Genomic DNA, 24,777 nt, shown 5'->3' with positions numbered 1-24,777 from the left:
GGCCTAATCGGAATTGCACCTAGCCGTTTTTATGTGTTGATGAGGAAAAAATCCAAGATCAAGTATTAAAGAGATCCACTTCGGGTCTCTTTTTTTTTGACGAAGATGTGGGGCGGTGTTGCTGTTTGGAAGGTCTTTAGAAGAGATATCTCCCTAACAAGAGGCACGCCCATCCATGGGCTCTTCCAGTATTTGCCCTGCGGGCAAAACGCGTCACGCTTACTGGAGGCCTCTTGTTAGGGAGATATCTCTTCTAAAGACCTTCCAAACAACAACTGCCTGTGTGATTGTGTTTAAGTCGGGATATAGCTGTCTCTGCGCCGTTGTCCTATTTGGTTATTTATATCATCAACAAAATTAAAAAACTAAGCACGTTCAATATAAGGCTTGCGAAAACTTACAGACTTCCTATTTTTCATTTCAAATTCAGAGGGCCCACTGTCTTTTGTTGTTTTCATTTAATTTTCCTTTACAATCTATATTGCTGACTTTCTAAGCAAAAAATATTGACACCCTTTATTGACCTTCCCCCAATCTTCATCCAGTCAGAAGGAATAAAATTTCCTACTCAGGATTTTTTAAATAAAGATTCATTATCCCGCTTTAAACACAATCACACTGGCGTTGCTATTTGGAAGGTCTTTAGAAGAGATCTCTCTAAGAATAGGCCTCCAGTAAGCGTGACGCGTTTTGCCCGCAGGGCAAATACTGGAAGAGCCCATGGATGGGCGTGCCTATTGTTAGAGAGATATCTCTTCTAAAGACCTTCCAAATGGCAGCTGCCTATTCAGAGAGTTAGCTGTAAGGTGAGATGTGTAATCAAATTGTAAATTTAGATTTAAGTTGCACTTTCCGCACCAACCCCCTAGCATTAAATTGAAGAGTTCCTAATGGCGTTCTTTGAATCAGCAAGGAGGCGTTCGATGTTCCTTAACTTAAAAAAACTCATTTATACGATGTTTATCTTTTTTGCTTTAAGTCTGACTTTGGGTTGTGATCCTGTAAAAGAAGAAGAAGAAAGAGAGTTCACCACTAATGAAGCAGTGGTGATGTCCAAACAGTGGTGTGCCAGTGCTCAGATTGCTTTTGGAGCGCCTGTGGGAGTGGTTCCCTCGCTTGTGAAATTAGACCTTACTCAACCTGGTTATATATATGTGACAGCCCTCACCAGATCCGCGTTTGTGAACCCTCCCCAACGACAGCAAAATGTTTTGAATTGTAGTCTGACCTCACAAGAAAATGTGATGGAGTGTTACGGTCTGGGTGTGGTGAAGTTCACCCTAGATGACACTAAACAAACTTTAAAAACGGACTTGCTTGAAGAAGTTAAAACCTTCAAGGAGTGTGAGCGAGATCAGTTAGCTTTGTTCTAACTCAAATACTTTTGAGTTAGAAGTTGCCCGTAGGCTTTAGAATTTCTAAGGCCTTTTCTTTTTCTGAATGGGGGAAAGAAAATAAAATTCCTTGTGGGTCTTTAAGAATCTTATCAATTTGCACTTGGGCTTCTTGTAGCTTTTGAATCAGGCTGACTAAGGCTGTTCCGTTTTCTAACCCCATGCCTTGAATCATGATGCCGACATGATCAGAGACGACCTTTTCAATATCAGCTTCGCTTTGAAGTTGGGTGAATAGATCTCCAATCCAGTCTTTGTGTCCAGTGACCATCAGTCTTGAGCCTTCTCCTGCCGCAGTAGAGGCTACAAGTATCGGGAAAGGAATGTCCAAGGTTCGAGACACATCCATCAGTTTACAGATCGCTTGATCTAAAGGCAGACGATAAGAAACGGTTAAAATGGGTTCAAAGATGCTGATGGCATTTATATTTACGGATTCCATAGTTTTATTTTTTCCTATGTCGTTGTTAATAAGGGTTCCAATGCGATGGTCTTTCCACGAGCCAATCTTAAGAGGAACAGAAAAACGTTTAGCCAATTCAACCGCTCTGTGTTGAACCACCTTCGATCCCCAATAACACAAAGAGAGCAACTCATCATAGTGCATGTGAGGAATCAATTGAGTTTGTGGAACAAGTTGAGGAGGAGCAGTCAAAATACCTGCCACATCCTTATACAGTTCACACGACCTAGCCTTGTAGTGGGCGGCAAGAGCCACGGCAGTGGTGTCTGTTCCACCGCGCCCTAAGGTGGTCACCTCTTTAGTTAAGGGATCAACACCTTGAAATCCCGCGATCACCACAATTTTATTTTTCTTAAGCTCTTCGTCCACGCGGATGGGTTTGATCTCATGGATATAAGCATACCCGTGTTTGGAAGACGTCATGATGCCTGCTTGGCTTCCTGTAAAGCTAATAGATGGACATCCGTGCTTTTGCAATGCAATGCTCATCAAGGCCATACTGATGCGCTCTCCAGCAGAGATCAACATATCTAGCTCTCGGGCAGGAGCGCGATGGGACAGTTCATGTCCCAGTTTTAAAAGTTCATTGGTGGTTTCACCCATAGCGCTGACCACGATCAAAGTGGGTTCAGGATTTTTTTTATATTCTGAAGCAATATGTTGGGCGATGTTTTCGATGTGTTGAGGTGAGGCCAAAGCACTTCCACCATATTTTTTAACAATCATAGCTTCCTACCCATATAAAATGAAAATCCATTTTAGACTGCGGCCCACTAGAGGTCACAACGAAGTGTAGCACTGAGTTTGGCGTTTATAAATGACCTTGGCGCACGTTGATATATGCTGCAACCTGTTTGGCGGAACCCAAGGGAATGCGGATGCGGTGGGAAGGAATCTCTTTAGGCACAATACCGTGTAAAAGTTCGGGGTTGAGTTTTAACAAAGCTCGTCGTTCAATTTTTAAATGTTCAGCTAAACGAAAGAGGTCTGTGCCACCTGGAACATAGAAGTAGTTGTACTCTAAAGCTTTCCCATCTGGAGCTTTAAAACCGTAAAGGTGAGGGGCTTTAGCAATCATGGTGGCTGCAATCAGTTTAGGCACATAGTCGCGAGTCTCTTTAGGGAAGTCGCGTTGTTTGGACAGAACCCAAAAGTCGGTGGACTTGTATTTTTTCACTAAACGACGCAGACGGGTTTCCCCCATATTATAGGCCGAAGCAGCAAGGTACCAAGAGTTGAACTCTTTGTTTAAATCATTGAGGTACTGAGAGGCGGCCCAAGTGCTCTTGATGATGTCTCGGCGCTCATCAATCCACCAGCTATGTTTTAAGCCATACCGCTTAGCTGTCGGTAACATGAACTGCCAGTATCCCACAGCAGAGGCACTGCTGATGGCTTGTGAAGAGTAACCGCTTTCAATCATGGCCAGATACGCCAAGTCTCGAGGTAAATTTCTTTTATCCAGCAGGCGATGAATGTGAGGGATATAGCTGGCAGAGCGATCCAACCACACTTGAAACCACTTTCGCCCGCTGTTCTGAAAGTACTTCACCCATTTAGAAACATGACTGTTATAAGTGATGGGAATGTCAAAACGAATGGTTTCGTTCTGAGAGCGACGACCTAAATCTCCAAAACCTTTAGACGAAGGCACACTGGCTTCAGCAGTCCAAGCCAAGCTAAAGATCAAAAAGAAAGAGATGCAGAGCCGTTTCACAAAAATCATTCTATGAAAAAATTGCAAAGAAGGCCACGCTTTTACCGTATTCATTTGAAAAACTCGATGTTAAACTGACAGCAATGGACTTAGAAAAAGAGAACCAGCCTAAGGTCGTGGATTTGGATGAAAAAAGACAGCGTGAAGAGCGTCTTATGCGTTTACAAAAAATGATTGATGCTGGTGAGTACAAAGTTTCCGCTCAAGAGATTGCCGACTCGTGGCTATCCAAAGAAAATTTTGATGAGATACAAGAAGAGTCTGAGTCAGAAGAGAGACCATCCTCACCACATCTGGTGATTGAAAAAAATTCGAAAACTACAGAGGAGCCATGACTGTTGTTGACTTCTTAAACGCCTAGGAATAATTCATTTCCTTAGTTCTGGAGGAGTCATGTTAGTTCTGACAAGGAAAGTTGGAGAATCTATAGCCATTGATGACCACATCAAAATTCGTGTGGTTCAGCTTAAAGGCAAACAGGTGCGTTTAGGCATCGAAGCTCCCCGCGAAACTAAAATCCACAGAGAAGAGATCTACCAATCCATTCAAGACGAAAACGAAAGTGCTGCCAAAACAGACATCGAAGCTCTTAGAAGCGCCTCGCGTCAAATTAAAAACACCTAAAGGTCCTGATTTTACCCTGAGACCCCCATATTTTGCATTTGAGCATGTCGCAAGACCGTCGGGATGCGATCAAAAACTTGTTGTTTGAAAAGACCTGTGCTCTCATAACCACATATTATTGAGGCGATTGCTACGGGAGTGCTAACTCACAAAGAGGGGGATGAGTGCATGATTGAGATTCAAAGCCTAGTGGGTACATTAAAAATATCAGAAGACGATGTTGTGACTTTTCCAGAAGGTCTTTTGGGTTTTTCTGATTTTAAAAAATTTGTATTTATCACTGATCCACAAGATGACGTTTTTATGTGGCTGCAAAGCTGCGATCAAAAAGACATTGCCTTTCCTGTGATTGAAGCGGGGTTTGTGGCAGACATGTCTCAAATGCAGTTGACACAATATGAGTGTGAGAAGCTCAACATTACAAACGCGCAAGAGGCCAATTTTTACTGTATGGTTCGAGTGGCTTCAGAAGCCACGGGCATGACAGCAAATTTAAAGGCTCCCATTGTAATAAATAAAAGGGAACACATGGGCTACCAGTTTGTTCTTGCCAATCAAAATCTGCAAGTGCAGTATCCAGTTTTTGATTTGCTAAGGAACAAAGTGCGTGAGGATGCAGACTTACTTTGAAGTTCTCCTAAACGGAGTAAAAGCCACAGATGAAGAGTACATCAGCTCAGTTCTTTTTGAATTGGGTGCTGAGGGTATCACTCAAAATTTAAAGTTCATTCAAATTGCCGAAGATTTTAATCCTGAAATCATTGATGAAGAAGAGGTCAATCTCGTGGCCTACTTTTCAAAAGCGATCAGCACAGAAGACCTTTCTTCTTTAAAAGATCACTGTAAACAGATTGATCTGAAGGAAGAGGAACAAAAGGACTGGTTAGAAGAGTGGAAAAAACATTATAAAGCCTTTGCAATTGTGGAGGGCTATTGGGTGGTGCCTTCATGGTTAGAATCACCTGTGGCAGACACTCATACGATTCGTATCAACCCAGGTTTGGCATTTGGAACGGGAACCCATCCCACGACTCAGCTGGTTGCGCAATTGATCTATGATGAGATGGCTATAAATGGAAAAACTTTTACTCACTCCTTAGACTTGGGTGCGGGCACGGGGATTTTAAGCATACTTATGGCCCGCCTTGGGGTGCAGAGAGGCGTGGCCACAGAAATTGATCCTATGGCCAGAGAGAAGTGTGTAGAAAACCTAGAACTCAACCAGTTGGCAGAACGCTTTGTCGTGGATGATGAAAATTATATTTTTAAAGTGACAGAACCTTATCCTATTGTTGTGGCCAATATTATTGATGGAGTCCTATTAAAACTTCGTGATGCCATCCTTCCTTCATTCAGTGATACGTTGATTGTTTCAGGAATTTTGGATGAAAGAAATCCTCGATTTGTAAAAGAGTTTATCGAAGGTGGATCTTTGACAGTGGTGAAGAGTTTGCGCTCGCAGGAGTGGTGGGCCTACGTATTAAAAAAATCATGAGACGTTATTTGACAGACCAAACATTGCAGCTGGGTAAAGACATCACTCTAAGTGGTGAGAGCTTCCATCATATTCATATCGTCTGTCGTTTGGGAATGGGCAGTTTTTTTGAACTTCTTAACGAAGATCAAGATCAGGCCTTTTTGGTGAAAGTGAAACAAGTAGATAAAGTGCAAATGACTGTAGAGGTGCTTGAAGCCAGAGACTTACCCACACTGAAACCGCCTTACGTTCACCTTGTTTTAAATTACCCAAAGCCCAAGGTGTTTGACGCTGTTTTGGAAAAGGCTGTGGAGTTAGGCGTGGCTCAGATATGGCCCATGCTTTCGGATTATAGTTTTTTTAGAACAGGAGATAAGCTTAAGGGCAAAGAAGAGCGTTGGGAGAAGATCGTGAGATCAGCCATGCAGCAAACGGGCAGATATGAGCCCCTTAAAATTCAGCCTATACAGCCTCTAGAGCGGTTCTTAGAGCAACAGAAGTCAAAACTTTTGGACAAGAACTCTTTGGCCCTGGCCTTTTATGAGGGGAGTGCACCGTTACTCAGTGCCTTTTTTCAGTCTCAACCTTTGGATAAGTCTATTGAAAACATTTGGGTTTTTGTAGGTTCTGAAGGGGGCTTTTCTGAACAAGAGGTGGCCCGCTTTAAAAGCTATGGGATTCCCTCTTTATCCCTAGGAGATCAGGTCTTAAGGGTCGAAACTGCTTGCGTGTCGATTGTCTCCGTTCTAAGGTATATGGGTGGAGCCTTTTAACACTCTGGAGCTTTAAAGTATGTCTGATCTTAATGAAAATATAGATTTTCGACCACTTTCAGAGGGTTTGGGCTTTCATCAAAAAAAGTCTAATGCTTATGCAGATCAAGAGGCGGCAGATGAAGATTTCGTGGTGCCTTCTGTGGATTTAGACACGATGTTCACTGCTACTCCGCAAGCCAAGGTGTCTTCGCCAGAGGCAAAACCAAAAAACGTACAAGCTTCTCCTCCTCAAACTCTTTCTTTGGGTGAGACAAAGAAGACGCAAAACTTTAAAGCTGAGACGGCCGATGAAGTGGATATGACCTCGCTGACTCCTGTGTGGATGCGTCCTGTAGAAGAGAAGTACAATCCCTGGGCTGGAGACGTAGACATTGGCAGAGAGCCTTCCGTTGATGGGGTGGTAGAAAAGGACATAAATCCTTCCACAGTTATTGATAATCCTTTTTTTATTCCGCAAAGAATGGGTTCTCCAGTAGAGGTCGTTACACTTAGATTTTCTGGTTACGATGGGCTGAGAAAGAAAAAGAGCAAACCCGTTCTGCCTTCATTCACAGCGATCATGATGGATGTTCTGACTTTAGTGTCGATCTGTATGATCTTTTTTGCCATTGTGCTTACAGCTATGGGCGAGAGTTTATCGGCAGTGCTGAGCAATTTGCCTTACGATGCCGCAGGAAGGTCCTACTTTTTGGGAATCGTTCTGACCGTCAGTTTTATGTATATGATCTTAGCGCGATGTTTTTTTGGACGCACCATTGGCGAGTGGATGGTTTACGCCCAATTAGGTTCCAATGAAGATCAAAGTAAAGCCGCTTATCCTGTTAAAGTTTTCGTACGAACCGCAGTGGTGTTTTTATCAGGATTTATCGTCTTCCCATTATTGTCCTACTTCGTGAATAAAGATGTATTGGTTTATTTTTCTGGCGTTGAGATGCACGGTGAAAAGACAGAGGCGCAGTACAGAACGATGGATCAAGATTATTCTAAAGCAGCTAAAAATAACTAAATCGCTGTATACGCTAAGAGACCTTAAGGATATTTAGGCAGATCGCGTACACCGAAGACATACAGAAAAGCAGGATCATAAATGAACATTCAAGACTTAGAACAGCTTCGTCAATCTAAAAAAATTGTATTTACTAATGGGTGTTTTGATATTTTGCACGTAGGACACGTTCGTTATTTAGAACAGGCAAAAGCCTTGGGTGACATTTTGGTTGTGGGTTTAAACTCTGATGAAAGTGTAAAACGCCTAAAGGGACCTACGCGTCCGATTCAAACAGAAGAGGATAGAAAAGAACTGCTTTTGGCCTTAAAGGCCGTAGATATGGTGGTGATCTTTTCTGAAGACACCCCCTTAGAGCTGATCAAAAAGATTAAACCGCACTTTTTAGTTAAAGGTGGCGATTGGTCTGAGGACCAAATTGTAGGTTCGGAGTTTGTGAAATCTATAGGTGGGAAGGTGATGTCTTTGCCTTTTTCACAAGGCAAATCAACTACAAATATTGTGGATAAGATAGAAATGCAAAAGCCTTAATCAGGCAGATGGAACCAAAGCGTAAAAGCATGGATCAGATCGAAGTGCATTTAAATGAATCTTTAATTTCTAGGAACATTTCAATCAAGACATTAAAGTCATCTTGGCTTGGGGCACACAGGTCCATCTGTTTGCACTGGTCGTCTCGACGTCCCAGCGCAATCTGTTCTCCGCCCTGAGTGATCAAAACTGCTTTGGGAGGTGTGTATTCTGTACTGCACACCACGTCTTCGCTGGCAGCGGTTATGCATAGACGTGCCTGATCTAAAATGTGTCTTAAGGAGTAAAAGAAATCGTAACCAGGGCAATAATGCACGCCCTGAGAGTTTTTGATAACACTATTGTAAAGGTCGATCACCATCAACTCTTCTTGTGGGGCCGCCTGTTTTCGGGTACTTGTCGGTGTTCGTGGTGCGTTTAAAACCTTTGCGGGGATATGCAGAGTGTGCACCCCAAGGCTTTCAAGAGTGGTCTCTGAGGCTTGAAGAGGAGTCTCTTCGTGATGGTCACAGTTTTGGAATAAAAAAACGAAAGGGATAAAGAAAGTGATAAATCCCAAACGCGTGTTTTTTTTCAAGTGATTTCCCCTGAACTAAGGTCTAATAAAGTCTTCGGCTAGTTCTAAGAGAAGTTTAGAGGGAGAAATAAAAATATTTAGTGGTGTTAGAGAGAATAGCTCAAATTGAGACGGCTCGACCAGCTGGCATTGAAATTGTAGCTTTGAATGACGTTAATGTGGAAGGAGTCAAAGTGGTACTGAAGGCTTAAGAAGGGACTAAAATTTGCGTGGTCTACTTCTTCGCGTCGACCACTGCTGGTAATAGGACGGGCATCAGATATGGCACTAAAGCTTGAAAAGGCAAAGGCAAAGTCACCCCCTAAATACACGGAAAAGTCCCTGCGGTTATAGCCAAGCCCCATGTGAAATCCGAGATCTTGATTATAAAAGGCATCACGAAAATTGGTATACTGAGTGTAAAGTTGCAAAACGGCTTGGAATTTTCTGTTGGCAAAAATATCAGGATACCATCTTAAATGCCCCCCAAATCCAGACACCGTGTCTGAGGTGAAAGAGCTTAAGAGCATAGAAAGCCCTAACTCTAAGCCATAGATCAGACTCTTATTGATATACAGGCTGGAAAGAAAAAGAGAGGAGTTAATATCGTCAGCGGTAAAGCGTTCTTTCACTTGATCCAAAGGGCGATACTGAAAGCTTGTGCCAAATTCTATTCCTAGGTCGTTTCCAGTGTAAAAGGGGCGGGACATATACTGTGCAGAATAGGTTTGGCTTAAAAAGCCAGCTACAAACTTTTGCTCAGACGAAGTGAGATTTGAGGGGATAAAGTAAGCCCAACTCATCACAGGAAGCAATAAAATGCAAAAAAAACTAAGTGCCTTTGTCATAGTGTGAAGTTTGATCCTACACTATGACGGCAGCCTTAGCATCTAAGAATTTACAATCTCAGGAATTAGAGCAGTGAGTTGACGACTGCGGCTATAGCTGGGATGGCCTGGTGACAGCTGATTGAGGCTGTGAAGGACATCATTGACGAGCACGTCAAACAGGTTAGACGGAACATCTGATTCAAGGATGAGACCCACAGTGTGTACGGCAAGCTGTGAAGAGATGATAGACTCAGTATTTACAATCTGTTGGCTTAAAAACTTAAGACCACCAGCGTTTTTAAGGCGCTTAGTCAGTTCAGAATCCAGAAATTGGTTCATCCCATCTGAGGCCGAAGACGAGTATTGCGCTAAAGTGGCAAAGGCGTCGGTGTGAAGTTTGTTGCTCAGATTGGTAATGGCAAGACGTTGCATGCTTTCGCTCTGAGAGGCAAACCCCATAGACATATAGTCCACGTACTCTTGAATGCTGATGGAGTTTTTAGAAAATAAAGAGTTAGCTGTATTGACTCCTGCGACCGTAAAAATTTTAGGAAGTACATCAGAGCCATTCACATCACCATCGTTCCCCCCGTTGTTAAAACTTCCGCCATAGGTAACAGTGTTCCCAGAGGTTTCATCTTTCTCTTCTGGTGGAAAGGGTTGATAAAGACCAAATGAAGAGAAGGAAGCGGTGTCAGGTTTTGTCGATCCACTATTTTTTAATTCTTTAAGTTCATCCATCTTCGCTTGCAGTTCTTCTTCTAACTTTTGAGCTCGATCGTCAGATAAGCGTTCAGTAGGAACAAGTTTGGCTTCTTCTTCCTCTGGGTTTTCTTCGTTTTCAGAGATGGTAGGAACATTTGTGGCTGTTTTATATGAAGTGGGTGGCGCAGTAGGAGTTTGGTCCCTGAGTGTGTCCGCATCAGCATAAATGCCATTAGGATTATAGTACTGAGGTTTAGACTGCGTGTGCGGTTTGTTTTTGGCTTCATGCAAAGCAGGTGCAAAGGCTTTTTGATTTTCTGACTTTTGAGCGTGATGAGTCAGTCTGGCACTTTTAGAAAGTTCTTTATCAAGATGATTTTCTAGTTTGCTAGTCATGTGTTGATTTGAAGTTTTGCTTTTCCCAGAAAAGACAGCAAGGCCAAGAGCAAGGCCCATACAAAAAATAAAAAACCCCTTAACAAAGCTCACTGAATCCCCCTAGCTTTTATGTTCCAGCCATTCAGCTTGTCTTTATATTTATTGCAGAGGTCATGCCAAAAAAAAGAGGTCTAAATCCTCTAAAACCCCTATAGAGACAAGGGTTTACGATGTTTTCACAACAAGTGTCCTAAACTTAGACACCCACAAGGGCCTTACTCAAAAAAAAGTTCAGTTCAAATTTATTGAGTAAGAACCCACCCACAAGAGTTAGGTTAGGTTGGAATATTTTTGAATATGCGTGGTCGAAATGCGAGTTCGGCTTGGCATAGCTTTGCGCATGCAAAGCTATGCCAAACGTCACTGTCTGAGCATTTTGAGTACGCATATTCAAAAATATTCCAACCTAACCTAACTCTTGTGGGTGGCCCATAAGTCCAGATGGGCTTGGCAGAGGCGTCTTGATATGAAACACCACCAAGAATAAATCAGTTCATTTTGGCCCAAGGTCGCTGATAAAGAGTCCAAAAATGGTCCAAGCCAGATTATTGACAGCATGAAATTTCCAATATGGTGGCATAATGATCGTAAAGGAGAAGCGAATCTATGGTCTTGAGAGAGGTGTTGGACTTATTGGACATGAAGAACAGTGCGCTAGAAGAGTTTATTTTAGAAAATGAACGCTTCATGCAAAGAGCACAAGACAACACCACTTCGCTTTTCGATTTTCAAAACTTTTACACAGCACGTGAACACATCCTAGCAAAGATCAACAAGATTGATGCTATGATAGAAAAAATATGCGGTATCCATGGCTATGAATTTGTGGACATCGAAGAAACAAGAGAGCACGTCATTCACCGCCAAAAGAAAAAGAGGCAACTGGTCACTAGGATCATTGATCAGGACCTAGTGATTATGAGCATGTATGCAGAAAGAAAGACTCGTGTAGCGAAGTAAGATCATATATAATTTGATTCATGAACATAATATGGAAATCTAAAACTAAACCGTGCCCCGAGCGTCTGCATGATGCCATTGCGGGTGCACTGGTTAAATTCAGTTTTGATGCCGAGATTTTCATTATTGATTCCGATGATTTAAGTTTTGAAGACAAAGATTCTTTTTTTGTATGGAGCAAAGACTTAAATGCTCAGCAGTACAATGACCTTAGAAAAAAAACTAACTTTTTAGGAGTGCTAGGACCAGACCTCAGCGAAAAAGAACTTGAAGACATCTTAAAAAGCACACAGACACGATTCATCCGTAACCTCAAACAGACGGAAGTGATTCAGAAGGCAAAGTCACAAAATTTAAAATACGAGACACTGGCTTTGCGCTTAACCGAGCAGATCGAAGAGCAGACAAAAAAACTCAAAGAATCTCAAGACGAACTCGAAGACAAGGTGCATTTTTTAAAGTCAGCCTTGCAAGTGGTGAAGTCTTTTGTTGAAGCATCCACTTTAATTGATTTTATTGAGAACTTTAAAAAGAAATTTGAAGATGAAGGTGTGCATGAGGTCTTTCTCTTTGTAAAGCGTGCGGGATATTATCAAATCTATTCTTCCGACGTAAAATTAAAGTATCAGATCAATGAAGATGAAATAAAACGCCTTGATAAAAAAAGATGGGCAGACATTGTAAGCCATCCCGTGATCCATTTTAAAAATTTTGAACTTAATGCGGATCACAGGTTTTATTTGGGGTTTGAATTTAAAAATTCAACAGCAGATCAGTCCCCAGTTTTTTTGGACAAACTTAACTTTTTAAAAAACATCTTTGTGATGATTGCAGAAGCTTTGATTGATGAAGAGGAGATCAAACGAGATTCTTTATTATGGTCGGATTCATTTAAAAGTTTCAAAGAACCCATCTTTATTATTGATGAATTCTATAAAATTATGCGCTCCAATTTCGGAAGCGTGAATGATCAAAAACACTGCTATAAAGTGTTGTTTGATCGGGATAGTCCATGTGAGAAGTGTCCTATTACAGACTTTCATAAAGGCAAAAAAGCCTTTGCCGAAGGTGCTATAAATCTTAATTCCAAATATGATTTGAACTCGTTTTCTTTTGAACTGATGACAGAAATCAAGCAGCGTTTATGGGTGCACCATTACGAAGACAAAGAATCTATCAATCTCTTAAAGGGTCAATTCATTAAGTCAGAAAAATTTGCGTATTTGGGGAATCTTGTGGACATTGTCATTCATCGTATTTCTAATCCCTTAACGGGAATGAAAATGAGCACGCAGACTTTATTAAATGATCCCAAGGCGGATGACTTTAGAGACGACCTTGAGGAGATCTATTCTGGTCTAAATCGCTGCTTTTCCATCATCAGAAATCTTAAAGAGTTCTCGGAATCTAAGATTGAGGTGAACGAAGTCTCTGTAACGTCTCTTGTAGAAAGCACTTTGATTTTGATGAAGTCAGTCACCCGTAATATTCGATTTGTTTTAGATGAGGGCATGGAACGCATGGTGTTCTGCTCTAAGGGCTTAACGCAACAGGTGCTCTTTAATCTGATTCATAATTCGTGTCAGGCGATGGATTATAAGGGGGGGATTCTTCTTCGTTCAGGAGAAGAAGAGGGGGTCACCTATCTTGAGGTGATCGACACAGGCCATGGGATTGCTGTGGGTTTAGAAGCTCAAATCTTTAGCCCTTTTTTCTCTACAAAAACCACAAATATGGGAACAGGAATTGGTTTGTTCCTTTCTAAATTGATCATGGAACAGTCTGGTGGAGATTTACAACTTTTGCCTTCTGTAGATGTAGAGGTTGAAGGGCAGAAGTTCACTGGGGCCAGATTTAGAATGTCTTTTTCTAGAAAAAAGTTTTAAAGTAAAAAGAGTTATAAATTTCAAAGGAAGACCAAGTTTTGAAGATTTTAATTGCTGACGATGAACTTTTGATCCGTAAAACTTTGCATAAAGTTTTTGAACGCCAAGGACATGAAGTGCAGTCGGTGGCCGATGGAGATGAGGCTTTGCAACTGTGGCCAGATTTCCAACCACAACTCGTGATATTAGACGTACTTATGCCTAATGTCGGAGGCGTTGAGGTTTTGGAAAAGATCAAGGAGTTGGGCTTTTTAGATTCTAAAAATTTGGCTGTAGTTATGATTTCAGCGTATTCTGCTGGGGGCACTAAAGAAGACTTTATCCTTAAGGGGGCCACAGACTTTGTGCGCAAACCCTTTGACGATGTGTATGATTTTGCTAAGCATTGCCTAGACTTGGTGAAGGAGCCATCGTGAGGATCATTTCTGGAAAATATAGAGGGCACAAGCTAGTTGCTTTTGATGCTGCAAATATTCGTCCCACAACAGATAGGGTGAAAGAGGACATTTTTAACCTTATGGCGATGTATGTGGATGGCGCTAAGGTGTTGGATCTTTTTTCGGGGACAGGTTCTTTGGGGCTGGAGGCTCTCTCAAGGGGCTGTGAGCATGTGGACTTTGTAGATTCACATATCAAGTCCATCCAGATTCTTAAGGAAAATATCCATAAGCTTAAAGTGCCTGCTGAGAGCTATAAAATTATAAAGTCTGATGCTTTAAAATTTATTCAAAAAAATCCTATAGATTACGATCTTATTTTGATAGATCCTCCTTTTACTAAAACCATGGCAGATGAGGTGATGACGGCGTTAGGGCAAGCGGACCTTGGCCCGTTTAAGTTTATATGTATCGAGTCTACTAAGCATGAAAAGATTGAAGATCAATATGGTGATGTTATAAGGCTCTATAAAAGAAAGTCATACGGAGACAAACATCTCTCTGTATACAAACATAAAGAGGACTTATGAAGGCCGTATATCCAGGAAGTTTTGATCCCATGACTTTAGGGCATTTGGACATCATCGAAAGAGCTGCGCGCACCTTTTCGCGTCTGACAGTGTTGGTGTCTACCTCTTATGAAAAAGAGGCTTTTTTTACTCCCAAAGAGCGGGTGGAGATGATCCGTGCTTCGATTCAACATCTGGACAATGTGGATGTGGACATTTGGACGGGCTTAACTATTCATTATCTGGAACAGAAGGATTTGAAACTTATGGTTCGTGGAGTCAGGTCTTCTTCAGATTTCATTCAAGAACAGACTTTGTCTAATATAAATCGCCAAGTTAATGATAATATAGATACTGTGCTTTTTTGCTGTCGACCTGAATATCGAGATGTCTCTTCGCGATCCATCAAAGAGCTTGCGCATTTTAAAGGTCCATATCAAAAATTTGTAACACCTGTTGTGAGTGCGTTCTTTGATAAAAAACTTAACAGTGTAAAGGAATAAGCAAATGTCTATTCAGCTTTCTAAAAGAGCCCAACAATTAAAAGAGTCTGCAACATTAGCCCTAGCGGCCAAAGCCAAAGAGCTTCAATCTCAGGGGATAGACATCTTATCTTTAACTGTGGGGGAGCCTGATTGGCCCACAGTTAGTGCAGCCGCACAGGAGGCCGTACTTGCCATTGAGGAAGGGAAGACACGTTATACACCCGCAGCAGGAAATGTGAGTTTAAGAACAGTCATTGCCGAACAGTTCAATCAACAGTTTAAAACAGATTATAATGCAAACAACGTGAGTGTCGCTACAGGAGCTAAATATAGTCTATTTTCTGCCTTCCAATCTTTATTGGATGAGGGTGATGAAGTGATTCTCCCGAATCCTTTTTGGGTGAGTTATCCAGATATGATCGAGCTGTGTGGTGGAAAGGCCGTGACCGCAGATGTGCAAGACATTTCTATGAGCCCAGAAAAGCAAGAGGCTTTTAAGAAGAGCTTTAGCAAAAAGACAAAAATTTTATTACTTAACAGTCCCAATAATCCTTCAGGCTTGGTTTTAAGTGTTGAAGATTTAAAGTTTATGGCGTCAGTGGTGCAAGAGCATCCGTCTGTATTTATTATTTGCGATGATATTTATAACTTGCTTATGTTGGATGGCTCTGAGCGCGCACCACATTTGCTAGATATAGCTCCTGAGCTTAAGGATCGTATTTTAAGTATCAACGGGGCTTCTAAATCTTATGCGATGACAGGATGGAGAATGGGATGGGGAGTGGGCCCTTTATTTATCATTAAAGCTATGTCGAGCTTTCAAAGCCAGTCCACAGGTTGTCCCAACTCTATTGCCCAATCCGCAGTCGAGGCGGCCCTTAAAAAATCTGCTCCCGATGTAGAGACGGCCAAATCTTTATTAAAAGCAAGAAGTGAACTGTTCATCCGCGAACTTGAAAAGGTCCCACATATCTCTTTTGTGAAGCCCCAAGGAGCTTTTTATCTTTGGTTAGACGTGTCTTATTATTTACAAAAGAAATCTTGGAACAGCGATCAGTTTTGCAAGGCTTTATTAGAGGACCAGCAACTGGTCATTGTGCCAGGTGGGTCCTTTGGGCAGGACGATTATGTGCGATTGAGCTTCGCTGTGGATGAAAAAACCATCCTTAGGTCTGTAGAGAGGTTACATAAGTTTCTGCAATCGTTATAAAATTAGGGTGTGGAACTATTATTAGAAGCATTCGTTTTATTTTCGTGTTTAATGTTTTGGGTGGTGTTCTTTCATAAAAAAGGAACTCTAGCAAAACTTAAAAAAATTGAAGCCTCCATCCAATCTAAAATTTCGATCTTAGAAGATTTAGCAAGTAAGTACCCACAAACGGTACAACCACCTCAATTTTCTACTCCACTGACAGAGTCACAAGTTCAACCCACAGTTTCTCCTCTCATAGAGACAGATGCTGGTTCCGCTTCGGTATCGCAACCGCCCCTTCCACAAGCTGGTGAGTTGCCATCTCGTTGGACCCAAGGGTTTCAAATTCCAAAACCATCAAAAATAGAAAAAAAAGACGAAGAGCCTACCAAACCTTTTTTGACCAAAGAAAAAGTTTTGTCCAAAGTGAAGGACTCGGCAAATATATTTGAACAAAAAATCGAAAATATGCTCAGACACTACGGTGCCCTTAAAACCGAAGACATTTCCGAATCTGAAGCGGAATCTAGGCCCGAGCCACAACCTCAGAAGCAAGCCTCTCCATCCCCATCGCTGTCACCAAAACCTGCGGTGGCAACACCACCTCTTCATGTTGAACCTTTGCGCGCCGAACATCAGCAAGCTCAAGAAAGTCTGTACGAAGGCGACGAACAACTTGAACAAGCTTTAAAAGAAGACAAAATCTTCCAAAAACAAACCCAAGTCATAGTCCCAAGAACAAAACCCATCGAGTCCTTCCAAGACGTCATCAACCTCTCCAAAGCTCTAGAACAAGAACAAACCAAAAACCGCGGCTAATTCCTCATTGGGGTGGGATTGGGTTTTATATTTAAGTTTTTGGATATGTATACTCAAAATGCTCAGACAGTGAGTTTGGCATGATTTTGCGTTCGCAAATAATGCCGTCGAACTCGCATTTCGACCATACATATCCAAAAAACCTAAAATAAAACCAATCCCACCAATTGAATTGCGCTAGAGCGAAGTGCCAATCTTGTTTGAGACTGTTATTCTTTACTTTGTGCTGTTGTGGACGAAGTGTTTTAGGTAGTAGCGCACTAGGTATTGGAGAATTTATGGGTTTGGATTTGTTGGTCCAGATCAATTACCGCCGAAGGCTCCCCATTGGGCTTCGATCACGCTGTGTGTCATTGGTCCGCCCTCTTTGACTGTTCGCCATAAAAGTGGGTAGCAAGGTGATGGAATTGAATGACGATTTTACCTGCCTGCTCATAGAAAAATAAGTTTATATCCATTTCTAAAGAGCATGAAATCAAGAGTGAGTTTTTGAAATTCCATAAATCTTGATTTGTCCAAGATTGGTGTTCTTAAGTTGATTAAAAATCGTGGCATTGCGAATGAATTGGGCCTTTAGGCTTTGTAAGAACTCAACCGTTCCTTTAAGCAGAATGTTTGCAGGGTCAAATGCAGGTGAAAAATCAATCACACCCGCTTCTTCCATTTGCTGTTCGCCACGAACTAGATCTTTGATCAATCAATATTGCTTTGATCCAAGGCTCCCTCCTGCACACTCTCCTTAATTTTTGGTCTGTTACACTAAGTCAAGAAGAGAGCGTAAATTAGCTGATTTGTGAGTCTCCATCTATCCATGACCAAACAAATAACGCAATACAGCGCCTCTGGCGCAACTCTCTTTGGCTTGAGGTTAGATTTGAATTTTTGAATAGATCCTAGTTTTTTTTTTAATATATATGGTCGAAATGCGAGTTCGGCTTGGCATGATTTTGTCGGGCAAAATCATGCCAAACGTCACTGTCTGAGCATTTTGAGTATATATATTAAAAAACTAGATCTATTCAAAAATCTAAAATCTAACCTCAAGTCAAAGAGGAGTCAGCCCCAAGGGTGGTGGTAGGGCTCAGTTCGGGATGCTGGGTGTAGCAAAGTTCAAAAAGATTTGGCTCCCAGTGGCCACCCCAGGAATTTTATGGATGGGGTTAAAGATCCCCAAGCTGAGTTTCAGTGGCACATGGTGAAGAAGAGTCCACTCTGTGTGAATCTCAATTCCATAACCCGCAAAGGCTTTGTCAAAGTCAGTGCCGATCCAAGCACTACTTGCACCATCATAGTAGTCCCCTTTGACTTGGCCATAGTCCACAAACGCCGTTCCATAGATGCGTTTAAAAAGTAAAGGCAAAGCTTCAAAAGGAAACGATCGGAAAGAATTGAGAATGGGGAAATTAAATTCTAAACCTAAGTTGAAGGCCCCCTCATACGCTCGGAATACCCCTGAAGGATAACCACGAATGACAAAATCACGCTGATAACGTGACGACGCAAAATAACCACTGTAGTTGATCGGAGCTAAGAGTGGGGGCAGGAACTGATCAGACATGATGCCTTTTCCAAATAACTTCCAAGATGTTTTGGGAGGAGCCACATATTTTGAGAAGAACTTTTCAAAATACAGTTCACTATAGTTGTAGCCAAACATATCTGAGCTTTCAAAAAAATAAGAGTGAGCTAAAGAGACAAATTGCCCAGAGATCGGAGCTACATCTGCGGGAAAACCTGCAATGTCGTCATAACTTAAACGTGCGGTGACGCCAAAAGTTTTAAGGTCATCCACTACTCCTCGCAGTTGGGCATTGTTGTAGTCGGCACTCAGGCGTAAAGACAGCCCCCCCAGATTAGAATCCAGTTCCACAAGTTCTAAATCTGTGAACACTCCCGCTCTTTGATAGGTTCTAGAAAGTGTGTCGGTTAAGGGGGATTCCATCTGACTGACATAAAGACCCCAAGGGTGTTGGTAGGAGTAGTTGGTGTAAACCATACTCCCGCCTAGTCGCTTTGAGATCGTATCATGGGCCAGAGTGATATTATAAGAATGTCTTCGTAGAGGATCAGTAGACCCTGTTGAAAAGGTCATAATAAAGTGATCAGAAAATCCGCCATAGTTAGGATAAATAAAAGGGATCCAATAGTGTGGTAGCATATAAGGCCACAGAGAGTCGTCTTTCACTTGGACTTCAGGTTTAGTGATACTCTCACTTGAAGCTAAAAAGTTCGAGTTTAAGGTGTAAGGCGGTGAGGGGCTTTCTTCTTGAACACTTGGGGAAGGAGTGCTGGGTGCAGTGCCTGTGGTTTCGATATTTTGTAGAACTTTGACTTTGTATCCAGTGGGAGTCACGCGCGAAAGACTTAAGTGACCATGGTCAAAGTCAAAACCCGCAATTCCCACAGGGTCATGACTGAGTGGAGTCCAACGCGCTCCATTTTGAATGTACACTTGTCGAGTGTCTGAATCTTGTGCCAAAGCCTGAAGTGTAAGTTGTTTTCCACGAGGCTTAGCCCAGTAGATATCTTGAAACTCTTGAGTGTTTATGGTGGACATGTGGCGTGTGTTTAAATTTAAAATCTTTAAAAGACTCTTTTCATTATTCGGCTTTTCAATAAAAACCACTTCGTCCGCACTCAGGTATTCGGGAAAACTCAGTCGAGTACCTAGGGGAGGAGTATACAGAACTTCACAGGTGGGTTTTTCCGCCTTTAGAAGGATGCGACACAACTCACTTTGCGCAAGGTTTAACTTGATAGCTATCGCAGTAGAGTTATCGGCAGCAAGAGTGGCCTCACGCACTCTAAGCCCCGTGGTGAGGCGTTTTTTAGTTTTATTTTTGATGTCATATAAAAAAAGATCACTGGTTTGATATCGTCGTTGGTAAGGGGCGATGGCATCAAAAAGAATGAGACTCTTGTCTTGGGAAATTTCAAACCGCCCGAGGCTCTGATGCTGAACCCAAACTTCAGGAGTCGGCTTTTTTTGGGACAAGTCGTATTTGATCAAATTATTAAAAAGGTTTTTATCCAAATAGTTGGTGATCAGAGTTTGAGGGTCTAGTAGGCGGGGTTGTTCTCCTAAAAATGTAAACCCTTCGTCTGTGGGGTATGTGTATCTTTCTACACTTTTGCGTGCGGCTCGAAAGTGGGTCTTAAGGTGTTTTTTTGTAGAAGAGTAAAGGTTGTAAGGGGGAAGCATACGTGAATAGGACTGTACGAGTCGATCTATATCTTGAGGCTCGGCCTCTTTTAAGGCCTGATTAAAAACAAGGCTACCATAGAAGTAAGGTCTTTGACCGTAAGGAAAGGACGGAATGTATCTTTCATTGATACGGTTGAGGTCCTCATCTCCTGAAGCTAATGAACTTGAAAGGGCCTTGGCCATTTCACTATAATGGGCGGAGCGCATACGCCCACCATGGGTGAGGTGGGTCTCAAGGTGAACAGCAAGCCCTTCATGCCACCAGGCGGGTAACATAATAAAGTTAGGGGAGATATAGTTCCCAAAAAGCCAATTTAGGGGTTTATAGACGCCGTGCACAGGAAAAAAACTTAAAAAATGCACAAGCTCGTGGAGGACCAACTCGTAAACCCATTCTTTGTACTCCCCAATAGAGGAATAGGTGTTGGGGAGCGTGGGATAGAGCACAATATGTGGATAAGGGAAATTAGAGGCAGAACCATTGGCTAGATCAGTACGGTGCTCAACAACAATAAGTATTTTGGACGTTGGGAACTCGGAATAGATTTTTTTAAGCTGATGGTAGGCACGTTCAGACTCTTCAGCAATATATTTACCCGTTTCAATGTGTTCCGCATGCACTAATAAACGGAAGTGTTCTGTTTCAAGTCGGTTCCACGATGCAAATGCAATCTGACTTATATTTATGCAAAATAAAAAAAATAAAAATTTTGTAGAAAAAAACATGTTCCACCTTGGTCCACTATTTATTATGGGCATTGACATCTCTGAAAGCCACCTTAAAATGATATTGAATCATTATACTTAATGGGGGTATTTCAATGAAAACTATCATCATGGCTTTTGCAGTATTGACTCTAGCCTTTTCCGTAACAAATTGTGCAAGTAAGAAGAAATCAGGCGACACTTCTGTTCTTGAGCCAGATGGTGGTGATCCACTATCTCAAGGTGGAGTTCTTGATGCGTCAGGAATGAACGATCAAGCTCTTAACCCAAGTGCAGCAGGTAGTGATGCGGGTGCGATTCCTGGTCTCTATACTGTGAACTTTCCTTATGACGGTTCCAACCTGACTGACGATGCTAAGCAAAAATTAGCTTCTAATGCAGAGTGGATGAACGCGAACCCTAACGTTAAAGTGCAAGTAGAAGGTCACTGTGACGAAAGAGGTTCTATTGAGTACAACTTGGCTTTAGGTGAAAGACGTGCAAAGGCCGTTAAGAATTACCTTGTCAGCTTAGGTGTAAGCTCAAAACAGCTTGTCACAATCAGCTATGGTGAAGAGCGTCTATTGTCTTATGGCGACACAGAAGGTGATCACTCTAAAAATAGACGTGCGAACTTCTTGCCACTTCAGTAAAAATTGTTGAGAATTGGGTCAATGCGATTAACATTGGCCCTATTTTTTTATCTTTTTCTTGGACTAGGACTTTCAGCCTGTGTGGGTAAACCCCCTCTCCAAGAGTACATGCTTTCCTATGTGGCCATTGAATCTGCGCAAGAAGCGCGAGCCAAAGAGTACGCCAAGAAGCAGCTTCATATTTCACAAACTTTATATGAGCAGGCACTTCGTCATTACAATGAACGAGATTATAAAAAAGCCAAAGAATTTTTCAATCAAAGTCGCCGTTATGCTGAACAAGCAGAACTCAGAGCGCGTGTGATTCAACGTCGAAAAGGAGAGGCCTTATTATGAAACACTTAACTCAAACTGCATCTTTATACGCACTTCTTTTGGGAAGTTTATTTTTTATGTCAGGATGTTTGGTTTTACGTTCAGAAATGTCTCCCAATGCTCCTGTGAATCCACAAAAGCATCGACAATCTCCTCAAGAGTCCAAGTTGCAAAAAGAAAAGGCAGAACTGGAACTGAAACTTAAAAATTATGATGAACAGTTTCGTGAACTCTTGGGACGTATCGAAGAGATGGAAGCCAAAGCAAGCACCCAAGGGGACGCAGCCTCTCAAGATAAAGTGAAAGACCTCGAAGCCGCCTTAAGTGAAATGGTGGGGCAGCAAGAGGCGTTGAAAAAAGAGATTGCAGAATTGAGAGCTTCTGGGGCTAAAGCTTCTACAGCAGAGTCCAAGAAGGCTGCAGCAACAGGGGATCTTGCGGTGGCAGATAAGCACTTTTCTACAGGGAATTGGTCTGCGGCCATTGAAGAGTTCCAGAAATACAGAGAATTAAACCCTAAATCTACGGAAATTCCGCTGGTCACTTATAAAATTGGCGTGTGTTTTCAAGAATTAGGGATGAAGAGCGAGGCGAAGACCTTTTATAACTCGGTCATCAAAAGATTTCCTAACGATCGCGCCGCTAAGTTTGCCAAATTCCGCCTAGATAGTTTATAGGATAGGGATGGCATTACCATCCCCCATACTATGTTTAGCAGTCGAAACGAGTTGTGATGACAGCTCTGTGGCTGTTGTGGACTCGACAGGCTTTGTGTATCGGCAGCTCGGTGCAGATCAAAATGCCGTTCATGAGCCCTTTGGTGGTGTGGTTCCTGAAGTGGCCTCTAGAAATCATACCAAAAATGTTTTACCCCTGATTGACCAAGTGTTGGGAGACCTGAACTTAAAACCTCAGGACCTTGCGGGCCTAGCCGTGACAAATCGCCCAGGTTTAGTGGGGTCGCTTTTGGTGGGACTTGTGACTATAAAGACTTTGTCTTTATCTTGGAAACTTCCCTTTGTCGGGGTGAACCATTTAGAAGGACACATCTTAGCCCCTTGGCTCAGGGATGAAAAACACTCCGCGCCTAGTTTGCAGGACAGTGTGCCCGCCTTGGTTTTAGCAGTGAGCGGTGGTCACACTCAACTGTACTATTTTGAAGAATACGGAAAGTACAAAGTGTTAGGTCATAGTATTGATGATGCTGCAGGAGAGGCTCTAGATAAATTCGCCAAAGAGTTAGGTTTAGGGTTTCCAGGTGGAGCTCAGTTAGACAAATGGGCCAGACAAGGAGATCCCCTAAAGTATCAATTTTCACAGGGGCTTTTGCATAAAGGATTGGATTTTAGTTTTTCAGGAACCAAGGCTTCAGCTATGCGACTGTTGCACAGTTTAGGCCCCGAGCAGGTCGAAGCTTCGATCAAAGATCTTTGTGCTAGTTATGAAAAATCAGTCGTTGATGTTTTGATCACTAAATTAAAAAGAGCTTTAGAGTCTTATCCACAAGTAAAAACCATCGCGATCACGGGTGGAGTGAGTGCGAACACCTATTTACGTCAAAGAGCCACAGAATTAGGTTTGAGTTTAGGAAAAAAGATTTTGATTCCGCCATTAAGATACTGCACTGACAATGCGGCTATGATTGGATACACAGGGGCAAAAAAACTTGCAGATCAAAAATCAGACACCCAAGACTTAGCCCCTATGGCTCAATCTATGCCTGAGGACTTTATATGGTAAAGGGGCCCACACAAAAAGAAAAAATATGGGCTCGCTTAGAAGAACTAGGAGCTACAGCGAAACGGTCTTTGGGACAAAATTTTTTGATTGAATCCCAGATCATCGAGAAGATTGTAGAAAAGGCCCATAGTTTTAATGCTTCATCTTTAGTGGAGATTGGACCTGGCTTGGGATCTTTGACAGAGTATTTAAACAAAGACCAACTTTTGCTCATCGAATTAGACACCAAGTTTGCACAGTACTGGAGCGCACAGGGTTATAAAGTGATCGAAGCCGATGCTTTAAAATTGGATTGGAAGCAGTTAGGGCTTAAGGACTATGTCTTGGTTTCTAATCTTCCTTATCAAATTTCTGCTCGACTTGTGGTTGAAATGTCAGTCTCAGGTGGTCCCAGTGCCATGGTTTTGATGTTTCAAAAAGAAGTCACAGACCGCATTCTCAGTGCGCCGAGTAGTAAGGACTACGGGTATCTGACTGTGATGGCTCAAAGTTTTTGGGAGATCAAAAGACTGTGCCTAGTTTCGGCGTCTTGCTTTCATCCACGGCCTAACGTGGAAAGTGCGGTGCTGACCTTTGTGGATAAGGCGAAGGATCGCACGCATGCGGCTTTATTTTCTGAATTTGTAAAACTTGCTTTTATGGAACGACGAAAAAAGCTCATCAATAAATTAAAAAGATATAAGCACGCAGTGAATTGGTCACAGCTTTTAGAGGCACTAGGGCATAATGAAAATGTGCGGGCAGAAGAACTTTCCGTGCAGGACTTTCAAAGTTTATTTGAAAGTTCTCTGAAATAGCTTAAGGTAGCAGGATGAGTATAAAGATTATTTCTGATAATAAAAAAGCCAGATTTGATTATCAAATCATTGAGACCTATGAGGCGGGTTTGGTGCTCACGGGGAGTGAAGTCAAATCGATCAGAGCGGGACAGGTGTCTTTAAAAGAATCTTTTATCTCCTTTAAGGGTCATGAGGCCTTTTTGCAAAAGGCCCATATTCAGGTGTATCAAGCCAGCAGTTATAATAACCATGAGCCTGAAAGACTTAGAAAACTACTTTTACATCGAGAAGAGCTAGATAAGATCAGAGGACGAGTTGTAGAAAAAGGTTTAACGGCAGTCCCTACAAAAATGTATTTTAAAAATGGTCGCATCAAATTAGAAATTGGATTAGGCCGTGGTAAAAAGACACATGATAAACGCCAAAGCATTAAAGAGCGCGACATTAAAAAACAACTACGGAAATATTAACCGTAAAAAACTCACAACCCATGGTTGTTAAAATAATTCTTGGTAATTTGAATTTTCCAAAGGGACACAAGTATATTGCCTGTTTTTTTAACATCACACTGTTAT

At 42.0% G+C, this 24,777-nt stretch carries 28 protein-coding genes; 21 read left to right on the top strand and 7 right to left on the bottom strand.

The window, feature by feature from the left end; genetic code table 11:
- Positions 1-923: 923 nt before the first annotated feature.
- Entirely contained in the window at positions 924-1,373 is a 450-nt protein-coding gene (locus M9899_08260; GenBank protein MCO5114154.1) for a hypothetical protein, read from the top strand.
- Positions 1,374-1,389: 16 nt separating this feature from the next.
- Here the strand turns inward: M9899_08260 and M9899_08255 are convergent, their stop codons facing one another.
- Together M9899_08255 and M9899_08250 are read right to left on the bottom strand one after the other, a co-directional pair.
- Complete coding sequence (locus tag M9899_08255; protein ID MCO5114153.1) at positions 1,390-2,583, bottom strand: hypothetical protein; 1,194 nt, start codon at positions 2,581-2,583, stop codon at positions 1,390-1,392.
- 85 nt (positions 2,584-2,668) lie between these two features.
- Positions 2,669-3,628 carry a lytic transglycosylase domain-containing protein gene (locus M9899_08250; protein MCO5114152.1) on the bottom strand — a complete coding sequence of 320 codons (960 nt, stop codon included), beginning with the start codon at positions 3,626-3,628 and terminating at the stop codon, positions 2,669-2,671.
- 29 nt (positions 3,629-3,657) lie between these two features.
- On the opposite strand from M9899_08250, the gene M9899_08245 reads away from it, so the two are divergent.
- The 7 genes from M9899_08245 to rfaE2 all read left to right on the top strand — a co-directional run bounded on the left by M9899_08245 (position 3,658) and on the right by rfaE2 (position 7,988).
- A complete protein-coding gene (locus tag M9899_08245) occupies positions 3,658-3,909 on the top strand; it encodes a flagellar biosynthesis anti-sigma factor FlgM (GenBank protein ID MCO5114151.1) in 252 nt (83 codons plus the stop codon).
- Between the two features lie 58 nt (positions 3,910-3,967).
- Positions 3,968-4,198, top strand: coding sequence for a carbon storage regulator CsrA (csrA, locus tag M9899_08240; GenBank protein MCO5114150.1), 231 nt, complete (start codon positions 3,968-3,970; stop codon positions 4,196-4,198).
- A gap of 168 nt (positions 4,199-4,366) precedes the next feature.
- Positions 4,367-4,828 carry a flagellar assembly protein FliW gene (gene fliW, locus M9899_08235; GenBank protein MCO5114149.1) on the top strand — a complete coding sequence of 154 codons (462 nt, stop codon included), beginning with the start codon at positions 4,367-4,369 and terminating at the stop codon, positions 4,826-4,828.
- Positions 4,812-5,693, top strand: a complete 882-nt coding sequence (locus M9899_08230) for a 50S ribosomal protein L11 methyltransferase (GenBank protein ID MCO5114148.1) — start codon at positions 4,812-4,814, stop codon at positions 5,691-5,693. The genes fliW and M9899_08230 overlap by 17 nt, the downstream gene beginning before the upstream one ends.
- Complete coding sequence (locus M9899_08225) at positions 5,690-6,448, top strand: 16S rRNA (uracil(1498)-N(3))-methyltransferase (protein ID MCO5114147.1); 759 nt, start codon at positions 5,690-5,692, stop codon at positions 6,446-6,448. Before M9899_08230 ends, M9899_08225 begins: the two co-directional genes overlap by 4 nt.
- 19 nt (positions 6,449-6,467) lie before the next feature.
- Positions 6,468-7,457 (top strand): hypothetical protein, encoded by a 990-nt coding sequence (locus M9899_08220; protein MCO5114146.1) that lies wholly within the window; start codon positions 6,468-6,470, stop codon positions 7,455-7,457.
- 81 nt (positions 7,458-7,538) lie between these two features.
- Positions 7,539-7,988: a D-glycero-beta-D-manno-heptose 1-phosphate adenylyltransferase gene (gene rfaE2 / locus M9899_08215; protein ID MCO5114145.1), complete on the top strand. Its 450-nt coding sequence runs from the start codon at positions 7,539-7,541 to the stop codon at positions 7,986-7,988.
- 34 nt (positions 7,989-8,022) lie between these two features.
- Here rfaE2 and M9899_08210 read toward each other — a convergent pair whose 3' ends face one another.
- From M9899_08210 to M9899_08200, 3 genes are all read right to left on the bottom strand, one after another.
- Positions 8,023-8,565, bottom strand: a complete 543-nt coding sequence (locus M9899_08210) for a hypothetical protein (protein ID MCO5114144.1) — start codon at positions 8,563-8,565, stop codon at positions 8,023-8,025.
- An 86-nt stretch (positions 8,566-8,651) separates the two neighbouring features.
- Positions 8,652-9,392, bottom strand: a complete 741-nt coding sequence (locus M9899_08205) for a hypothetical protein (protein MCO5114143.1) — start codon at positions 9,390-9,392, stop codon at positions 8,652-8,654.
- A gap of 42 nt (positions 9,393-9,434) precedes the next feature.
- A complete protein-coding gene (locus tag M9899_08200; GenBank protein MCO5114142.1) occupies positions 9,435-10,568 on the bottom strand; it encodes a hypothetical protein in 1,134 nt (377 codons plus the stop codon).
- Between the two features lie 555 nt (positions 10,569-11,123).
- Between M9899_08200 and M9899_08195 the strand changes: the two genes are divergently transcribed.
- From M9899_08195 to M9899_08165, 7 genes are read left to right on the top strand one after another with little or no spacing between them, the layout of a single operon-like run.
- On the top strand, positions 11,124-11,477 hold the full coding sequence (locus M9899_08195; protein ID MCO5114141.1) for a hypothetical protein: 354 nt from the start codon (positions 11,124-11,126) through the stop codon (positions 11,475-11,477).
- Between the two features lie 20 nt (positions 11,478-11,497).
- Entirely contained in the window at positions 11,498-13,363 is a 1,866-nt protein-coding gene (locus M9899_08190) for a HAMP domain-containing histidine kinase (GenBank protein MCO5114140.1), read from the top strand.
- Between the two features lie 38 nt (positions 13,364-13,401).
- On the top strand, positions 13,402-13,779 hold the full coding sequence (locus M9899_08185) for a response regulator (protein MCO5114139.1): 378 nt from the start codon (positions 13,402-13,404) through the stop codon (positions 13,777-13,779).
- Positions 13,776-14,330, top strand: a complete 555-nt coding sequence (rsmD, locus tag M9899_08180) for a 16S rRNA (guanine(966)-N(2))-methyltransferase RsmD (protein ID MCO5114138.1) — start codon at positions 13,776-13,778, stop codon at positions 14,328-14,330. Before M9899_08185 ends, rsmD begins: the two co-directional genes overlap by 4 nt.
- Positions 14,327-14,812: a pantetheine-phosphate adenylyltransferase gene (gene coaD, locus M9899_08175; GenBank protein ID MCO5114137.1), complete on the top strand. Its 486-nt coding sequence runs from the start codon at positions 14,327-14,329 to the stop codon at positions 14,810-14,812. The genes rsmD and coaD overlap by 4 nt, the downstream gene beginning before the upstream one ends.
- Before the next feature lie 4 nt (positions 14,813-14,816).
- Positions 14,817-16,004, top strand: coding sequence for a pyridoxal phosphate-dependent aminotransferase (locus M9899_08170; GenBank protein MCO5114136.1), 1,188 nt, complete (start codon positions 14,817-14,819; stop codon positions 16,002-16,004).
- 9 nt (positions 16,005-16,013) lie between these two features.
- Entirely contained in the window at positions 16,014-16,805 is a 792-nt protein-coding gene (locus tag M9899_08165; GenBank protein MCO5114135.1) for a hypothetical protein, read from the top strand.
- A gap of 475 nt (positions 16,806-17,280) precedes the next feature.
- Here M9899_08165 and M9899_08160 read toward each other — a convergent pair whose 3' ends face one another.
- Together M9899_08160 and M9899_08155 are read right to left on the bottom strand one after the other, a co-directional pair.
- The gene (locus tag M9899_08160) at positions 17,281-17,502 is read right to left on the bottom strand and encodes a hypothetical protein (protein ID MCO5114134.1); all 222 of its coding nucleotides are present in this window, start codon (positions 17,500-17,502) and stop codon (positions 17,281-17,283) included.
- Between the two features lie 384 nt (positions 17,503-17,886).
- A complete protein-coding gene (locus tag M9899_08155; GenBank protein ID MCO5114133.1) occupies positions 17,887-20,736 on the bottom strand; it encodes a hypothetical protein in 2,850 nt (949 codons plus the stop codon).
- Positions 20,737-20,831: 95 nt separating this feature from the next.
- Between M9899_08155 and M9899_08150 the strand changes: the two genes are divergently transcribed.
- From M9899_08150 to smpB, 6 genes are read left to right on the top strand one after another with little or no spacing between them, the layout of a single operon-like run.
- Complete coding sequence (locus tag M9899_08150; GenBank protein ID MCO5114132.1) at positions 20,832-21,368, top strand: OmpA family protein; 537 nt, start codon at positions 20,832-20,834, stop codon at positions 21,366-21,368.
- A gap of 21 nt (positions 21,369-21,389) precedes the next feature.
- Complete coding sequence (locus M9899_08145) at positions 21,390-21,704, top strand: hypothetical protein (protein MCO5114131.1); 315 nt, start codon at positions 21,390-21,392, stop codon at positions 21,702-21,704.
- Positions 21,701-22,360, top strand: a complete 660-nt coding sequence (locus M9899_08140) for a tetratricopeptide repeat protein (GenBank protein ID MCO5114130.1) — start codon at positions 21,701-21,703, stop codon at positions 22,358-22,360. The genes M9899_08145 and M9899_08140 overlap by 4 nt, the downstream gene beginning before the upstream one ends.
- 7 nt (positions 22,361-22,367) lie before the next feature.
- Entirely contained in the window at positions 22,368-23,423 is a 1,056-nt protein-coding gene (gene tsaD / locus M9899_08135; protein MCO5114129.1) for a tRNA (adenosine(37)-N6)-threonylcarbamoyltransferase complex transferase subunit TsaD, read from the top strand.
- A complete protein-coding gene (gene rsmA / locus M9899_08130; protein MCO5114128.1) occupies positions 23,417-24,220 on the top strand; it encodes a 16S rRNA (adenine(1518)-N(6)/adenine(1519)-N(6))-dimethyltransferase RsmA in 804 nt (267 codons plus the stop codon). The genes tsaD and rsmA overlap by 7 nt, the downstream gene beginning before the upstream one ends.
- Positions 24,221-24,234: 14 nt before the next feature.
- Positions 24,235-24,672 (top strand): SsrA-binding protein SmpB, encoded by a 438-nt coding sequence (gene smpB / locus M9899_08125; protein MCO5114127.1) that lies wholly within the window; start codon positions 24,235-24,237, stop codon positions 24,670-24,672.
- Positions 24,673-24,777 lie beyond the last annotated feature (105 nt).

Source organism: Pseudobdellovibrionaceae bacterium, assembly GCA_023954155.1.
In the GTDB taxonomy this organism is placed as follows: domain Bacteria; phylum Bdellovibrionota; class Bdellovibrionia; order Bdellovibrionales; family UBA1609; genus JAMLIO01.
The sequence above is the reverse complement of the archived record's forward strand: the minus strand, read 5'-3'. Positions and strand labels throughout refer to the sequence as shown.

Excerpts from the sequence above, each read along its gene's own strand:
- M9899_08260 (MCO5114154.1), top strand. The coding sequence starts at position 924 with ATGTTCCTTAACTTAAAAAAACTCATTTATACGATGTTTATCTTTTTT.
- M9899_08255 (MCO5114153.1), bottom strand. The coding sequence starts at position 2,583 with ATGATTGTTAAAAAATATGGTGGAAGTGCTTTGGCCTCACCTCAACAC.
- M9899_08250 (MCO5114152.1), bottom strand. The coding sequence starts at position 3,628 with ATGAATACGGTAAAAGCGTGGCCTTCTTTGCAATTTTTTCATAGAATG.
- M9899_08245 (MCO5114151.1), top strand. The coding sequence starts at position 3,658 with ATGGACTTAGAAAAAGAGAACCAGCCTAAGGTCGTGGATTTGGATGAA.
- csrA (MCO5114150.1), top strand. The coding sequence starts at position 3,968 with ATGTTAGTTCTGACAAGGAAAGTTGGAGAATCTATAGCCATTGATGAC.
- fliW (MCO5114149.1), top strand. The coding sequence starts at position 4,367 with ATGATTGAGATTCAAAGCCTAGTGGGTACATTAAAAATATCAGAAGAC.
- M9899_08230 (MCO5114148.1), top strand. The coding sequence starts at position 4,812 with ATGCAGACTTACTTTGAAGTTCTCCTAAACGGAGTAAAAGCCACAGAT.
- M9899_08225 (MCO5114147.1), top strand. The coding sequence starts at position 5,690 with ATGAGACGTTATTTGACAGACCAAACATTGCAGCTGGGTAAAGACATC.
- M9899_08220 (MCO5114146.1), top strand. The coding sequence starts at position 6,468 with ATGTCTGATCTTAATGAAAATATAGATTTTCGACCACTTTCAGAGGGT.
- rfaE2 (MCO5114145.1), top strand. The coding sequence starts at position 7,539 with ATGAACATTCAAGACTTAGAACAGCTTCGTCAATCTAAAAAAATTGTA.
- M9899_08205 (MCO5114143.1), bottom strand. The coding sequence starts at position 9,392 with ATGACAAAGGCACTTAGTTTTTTTTGCATTTTATTGCTTCCTGTGATG.
- M9899_08195 (MCO5114141.1), top strand. The coding sequence starts at position 11,124 with ATGGTCTTGAGAGAGGTGTTGGACTTATTGGACATGAAGAACAGTGCG.
- M9899_08190 (MCO5114140.1), top strand. The coding sequence starts at position 11,498 with ATGAACATAATATGGAAATCTAAAACTAAACCGTGCCCCGAGCGTCTG.
- coaD (MCO5114137.1), top strand. The coding sequence starts at position 14,327 with ATGAAGGCCGTATATCCAGGAAGTTTTGATCCCATGACTTTAGGGCAT.
- M9899_08170 (MCO5114136.1), top strand. The coding sequence starts at position 14,817 with ATGTCTATTCAGCTTTCTAAAAGAGCCCAACAATTAAAAGAGTCTGCA.
- M9899_08155 (MCO5114133.1), bottom strand. The coding sequence starts at position 20,736 with ATGTTTTTTTCTACAAAATTTTTATTTTTTTTATTTTGCATAAATATA.
- M9899_08150 (MCO5114132.1), top strand. The coding sequence starts at position 20,832 with ATGAAAACTATCATCATGGCTTTTGCAGTATTGACTCTAGCCTTTTCC.
- M9899_08145 (MCO5114131.1), top strand. The coding sequence starts at position 21,390 with ATGCGATTAACATTGGCCCTATTTTTTTATCTTTTTCTTGGACTAGGA.
- M9899_08140 (MCO5114130.1), top strand. The coding sequence starts at position 21,701 with ATGAAACACTTAACTCAAACTGCATCTTTATACGCACTTCTTTTGGGA.
- tsaD (MCO5114129.1), top strand. The coding sequence starts at position 22,368 with ATGGCATTACCATCCCCCATACTATGTTTAGCAGTCGAAACGAGTTGT.
- rsmA (MCO5114128.1), top strand. The coding sequence starts at position 23,417 with ATGGTAAAGGGGCCCACACAAAAAGAAAAAATATGGGCTCGCTTAGAA.
- smpB (MCO5114127.1), top strand. The coding sequence starts at position 24,235 with ATGAGTATAAAGATTATTTCTGATAATAAAAAAGCCAGATTTGATTAT.